The 301-nt window shown below is 61.8% G+C and carries 1 protein-coding gene and 1 pseudogene; both read right to left on the bottom strand.

Going from position 1 to position 301, the window contains the following annotated elements:
• Positions 1-192, bottom strand: a pseudogene (locus ACXIUA_RS02630) (hypothetical protein); the annotation flags it as partial.
• Positions 137-301: integration host factor, actinobacterial type (mihF, locus tag ACXIUA_RS02625; RefSeq protein ID WP_457976057.1), on the bottom strand; the 165-nt coding region annotated here is incomplete at its 5' end. The gene mihF and the pseudogene ACXIUA_RS02630, both read right to left, overlap by 56 nt.

The following is a 301-nucleotide window of genomic DNA, read 5'->3' as shown; positions in this document are numbered from 1 at the left end:
CTTGCCGATGATCTCGTTCTCGTCAGCCTGCTTGAGAACCTCTGGCAGGTCGATAGCGCCACGCTTCAGCTTGTCCTTGAGCTCTGCGCGTACCTTGCGGGCCTGAGCTGCCTTCTCGAGTTCCCGGCCACTGCGACTAGTCCTCCACTGCGTAGCCGAAGCGCTCCAGCAGAGCGCGACGCTGACGGTCACCCAGGCCACGCAGGCGGCGGGTCTGAGCAATCTCCAGGTCATTCATGATGTCCTGTGCCTTGACCTTGCCGACCTTCGGCAGAGCCTCGAGCAGAGCGGAGACTTTCAT

The organism is Corynebacterium sp. UMB8791, from assembly GCF_054166365.1.
This window is presented reverse-complemented; position numbering and strand designations above follow the sequence as displayed.